This window comes from Brevundimonas sp. CURTG3B2_SDJG (assembly GCF_057364705.1).
This window is the reverse complement of the sequence record NZ_JBNFOJ010000248.1, coordinates 1-4,074: the sequence shown is the minus strand read 5'-3', so window position 1 is coordinate 4,074 and position 4,074 is coordinate 1. Positions and strand designations below refer to the sequence as shown.

Here is a 4,074-nt window from a genome sequence, read left to right as displayed (position 1 = left end):
GTCATCTGCAGGCGCTGCACCGGCGAGACTCGGCCCAGCGGATGCAGCACGACCAGGTCGACGCCTTCCGCGCCCGCCAAGGCGTTGACCGCCGCCGCCGCCGGCGTCCGCCGCCGCGTCGCGCGCCAGGCCGCCCAGCCGCTCGGAATGTCCCTTGGCCATCGGTTCGCTGCGCAGGCTCAGCGGCCGCGTCGCCGCGCCGTCCACCTCGAACACCGCCGCCGTGCACAGGCCCAGCGCCGTGTCGATCACCATCACGCGCATGGCGGTCAGATGACCTGCTCGACGCGCGTCACCTCGGGCACATAGTGCTTCATCATCTGCTCGACCCCGGCCTTCAGCGTGGCCGAGGACGACGGGCAGCCGGCGCAGGCGCCACGCATGCGCAAGGACAGCACCCCGGTCTCCTCGTCGAAGGCGTCGAACAGGATGTCGCCGCCGTCCTGGGCCACGGCGGGACGAATGCGGCTGTCCAGCAGGCCCTTGATCTCGGCCACGATCTCGCTGTCCTCGCCGCCCGTGTCGGCATGCCCCGCCGCCCCGTCGCGCAACAGCGGCGCGCCCGAGACGAAATGATCCATGATGGCGGCCAGGATCGGCGCCTTCATCTGGCTCCACTCCAGGCCCTGAGGCTCGCGCGTCACCGAGACATAGTCGTAGCCGAAGAAGACGCCGGTCACCCCCTCCAGCTGGAACAGGGCCTCGGCCAGGGGCGAGGCGGCCGCCTCCTCCCGGTTCACGAAGTCGCGCGGATCGGCGGCCACGTCCCGCCCGGGAAGGAACTTCAGGACGTTGGGGTTCGGCGTGGCTTCGGTCTGGATGAACATGGCCGGTAAGTGCGCTTTGAAGACGGCCGGTTCAAGGTCCCGATTCGCCTTCCGTCTCACTGCGCCAGCATGCCGCCGTCGATCTTGAACTCGGAGCCGGTGACGAATTTCGACTCGTCCGAGGCCAGGTAGACCACGCACCAGGCCACGTCGTCCGGCTCGCCGATCCGCTTCAGCGGAATGCCGCGCGCCAGCCGCTCGTGCGCCTTGTCCTCATCGCCGCCGGCCATGGCGATGAAGGGGTCCAGGATCGGGGTCTTGATGAAGACCGGATGCACCGAGTTGCAGCGCACGTTCCAGTCGGCCTTGGCGGCTTCCAGGGCGAGGGTCTTGGAGTACATCCACACCCCGGCCTTGGTGGCGTTGTAGGCTCCCATGCCCGGCGCGGCGGCCAGGCCCGCCACCGACGAGATGTTTATGATCGACGCCGGCGCCGAGGCCCGCAGGTGCGGCATGGCGTGCTTGCAGCCCAGCATCACCGAGCGCAGGTTGATCTCGTACTGCCGCTGCCAGTTCTCGGCGGTGTCGGCCTCGACGAAGGCCAGGGGGCCGCCGATCCCGGCGTTGTTCACCAGCACGGACAGGCCGCCCATGTCGGCGGCGGCCTGGGCGATGACGTCCGTCCACTGGTCCTCGCGGGTTACGTCGTGGGCGTAGGCGAAGGCCGATCCCGCGCGTTCGGCGTTGATCTCGCCGGCCAGAGCCTGCGCGCCGTCCAGGTCGATGTCGGTCAGCGCCAGCGTCGCGCCCTCGCGCGCCATGATCCGCGCCATGGCCTGGCCCAGCCCGCCGGCGGCGCCGGTGATCAGGACCGTCTTGCTGTTCAGACGTCCGGCCATCACCGCCCTCCCAGGGCCGCGGCGGCCTCGTCGATGAAGCGGGCCATGTCCAGGTCGCGCTCGGTCACGCCGCCGGCGTCATGGGTGGTCAGCAGCACCTCGACCCGGTTGTAGACGTTGGACCATTCCGGATGGTGGTCGACCTTGTCGGCCCTCAGGGCCACCCGGGTCATGAAGCCGAAGGCGGCGTTGAAGTCGTCGAACGCCAGCTTGCGTTCGATCGCCGGCCGGTCCCCCGGCGCCTCGCGCCATTGTGGAAGGCTTTCAAGAGCTTCCGCCACGTCAATCTTGTGAACCATCGCGTCCTCCGTCCCCCATCGCCGTATCGCGCCGGAGACCTCGCCACAAGGCGATCCGGTTCTACGCAGGAACGCGGGCCAAGCGTGAGCGTTACAAGCTTCGCCCTTTCGGCAAGGAGAGACCCGTTGGAGAACCTCTGGATCAAGGCCCTGCCTTCCGCTGATCGCAAGCGGATCGAACCCCACCTGAGCGAACGCCCGTTCGCCCAGGGCCAGATGCTGTACGACGCCGGCGAGGCCGTCGAGGCGGTCTGGTTCCCGCTGAACGGCGTCGTCTCGCTGATGACCATCCTGGACGAGGAGCGGATGATCGAGACCGCCGCCATCGGCCGCGAAGGCCTGGTCGGCGTGACCTGCGGGCCGCTGAACGCCCGCGCGTCGAGCCGGGCCATCGCCCAGATCGAGGGCTCGGCCGCCTGCTGCCCGGCCGACGTCTTCTCGGACGCCCTGAGCCGCAGCGAGGCCATGCGCCAGGCTCTGTCCCGCTTCACCGAAGGCCTGTTCGCCCAGGTCCAGCAGACCGCCGCCTGCAACGCCCAGCATCCGCTCGACGAACGCCTGGCGCGCTGGCTGCTGACCCTGCACGACCGGGCGGAGAAGGACCGATTCCACCTGACCCAGTCCGACATCGCCGGCATGCTGGGCGTACGCCGCGCCACGGTGTCCGAGGTCGGCTCCGAACTGGAGGGGCGGGGGCTGATCCGCCGGGGCCGCGGCTGGGTCCAGGTGCTGGACCGTCCCGGTCTGGAGCAGGCCTCCTGCGGCTGCTACGGCCTCATGCGCGGCGTGATGAAGGATCTCGGCCTGCCGCGGATCAACGGCCGGCACTGACGGCCGGCTTGGAGCTGCGGCCACGCGGACGGATGACGCGGCGCCGGCGACGCGCTAGACCGCCGGGATGACCGACGCCGCCTCTCCCTCCGGCAAGACCTCGCCCTTCGGCTTTCGCGACGTGGACGCGAAGGAGAAGGTCCGCATGGTGCGCGGCGTCTTCGACAGCGTGGCGTCCAATTACGACCTGATGAACGACCTGATGAGCGCGGGCGTGCACCGGCTCTGGAAGGATGCGGCCGCCGCCAAGCTGAATCCGCGTCCGGGCGAAACCATCCTGGACGTCGCCGGCGGCACGGGCGACATGGCGCGCCGCTATTCGAAGATGGCCCGCGCGGCCCAGCAGCGCCGGGGCGGCGAGGACGCCTCGGTGGTCGTGCTGGACTACAACGCCGAGATGATCATGGCCGGCGTCAACAAGGGCGGCGAACCCGAGATGAGCTGGACGGTCGGCGACGCCATGAACCTTCCGCTGCCCGACGCCTCGGTCGACGCCTATTCCATCAGCTTCGGCATCCGCAACGTCGCCGACATCGATCAGGCCCTGCGCGAGGCCCGCCGGGTGCTGAAGCCCGGCGGCCGGTTCCTGTGCCTGGAGTTCTCGCGCCCGACGACCGGTCCGATCCGCAAGGCCTATGACGCCTGGTCCTTCTACGCCATTCCGCGCATCGGCGGCTGGGTGGCCAAGGACCGCGACAGCTATCAGTACCTGGTCGAGAGCATCCGGCGCTTCCCCGACCAGACGGCCTTCAAGCGCATGATCGAGGGCGCGGGCTTCAGCCGGGTCTCGGTGACCAACCTTTCGGGCGGCGTGGCCGCCATCCACCACGGGTGGGCGATCTGACCCGACGGATCGACCCCGCGACGCCTCCGCCCCCGCCGGCGACCGTTCCGGTGAACAATCCGGTCGGCGCGACCGTGCGCCTGCTGGGCTGGCTGGGCGTGCTGGTGCGGCACGACGCCCTGATCCCGCGCGAGATCACGCCGCTGCTGCCGGTCTGGGCCCGCTGGATCGCCCATCTGCTGCACGTGTTCGCCGGGCGCGAAGGGCGTCAGGGGCGGCCCGGCCAGCGCCTGGGCAAGGCCTTCGAGCACCTGGGCCCGGTCGCCATCAAGCTGGGCCAGGTGTTGGCCACCCGGGCCGACATCTTCGGCGTGGAGTTCGCCCGCGACCTGGGCCGTCTCAAGGACGCCCTGCCGGCGTTTCCGGTCGAGCAGGCGCGGCGCGAGGTCGAGCGCGCCCTGGGGCGCCGGTGGAGAGCCTGTTCACCGACTTCG

5 protein-coding genes and 2 pseudogenes are annotated in these 4,074 nt (G+C 70.2%); 3 read left to right on the top strand and 4 right to left on the bottom strand.

Features of this window, described 5'->3' with window-relative positions; all coding sequences use genetic code 11:
• From AC2W7C_RS14290 to AC2W7C_RS14275, 4 genes and pseudogenes are all read right to left on the bottom strand, one after another.
• Positions 1-264, bottom strand: a pseudogene (locus AC2W7C_RS14290) (hypothetical protein); the annotation flags it as partial.
• 5 nt (positions 265-269) lie between these two features.
• On the bottom strand, positions 270-827 hold the full coding sequence (locus tag AC2W7C_RS14285; protein ID WP_486002031.1) for a NifU family protein: 558 nt from the start codon (positions 825-827) through the stop codon (positions 270-272).
• A gap of 56 nt (positions 828-883) precedes the next feature.
• Positions 884-1,666, bottom strand: coding sequence for an SDR family oxidoreductase (locus AC2W7C_RS14280; protein WP_486002030.1), 783 nt, complete (start codon positions 1,664-1,666; stop codon positions 884-886).
• Positions 1,666-1,965 carry a 4a-hydroxytetrahydrobiopterin dehydratase gene (locus tag AC2W7C_RS14275; protein ID WP_486002029.1) on the bottom strand — a complete coding sequence of 100 codons (300 nt, stop codon included), beginning with the start codon at positions 1,963-1,965 and terminating at the stop codon, positions 1,666-1,668. The genes AC2W7C_RS14280 and AC2W7C_RS14275 overlap by 1 nt, the downstream gene beginning before the upstream one ends.
• A 126-nt stretch (positions 1,966-2,091) precedes the next feature.
• On the opposite strand from AC2W7C_RS14275, the gene AC2W7C_RS14270 reads away from it, so the two are divergent.
• From AC2W7C_RS14270 to AC2W7C_RS14260, 3 genes and pseudogenes are all read left to right on the top strand, one after another.
• Positions 2,092-2,796, top strand: coding sequence for a Crp/Fnr family transcriptional regulator (locus AC2W7C_RS14270; protein ID WP_486002028.1), 705 nt, complete (start codon positions 2,092-2,094; stop codon positions 2,794-2,796).
• Between the two features lie 67 nt (positions 2,797-2,863).
• On the top strand, positions 2,864-3,640 hold the full coding sequence (locus tag AC2W7C_RS14265) for a class I SAM-dependent methyltransferase (RefSeq protein ID WP_486002027.1): 777 nt from the start codon (positions 2,864-2,866) through the stop codon (positions 3,638-3,640).
• Positions 3,641-3,690: 50 nt separating this feature from the next.
• A pseudogene (locus AC2W7C_RS14260) lies at positions 3,691-4,074 on the top strand (ubiquinone biosynthesis protein UbiB); the annotation flags it as partial.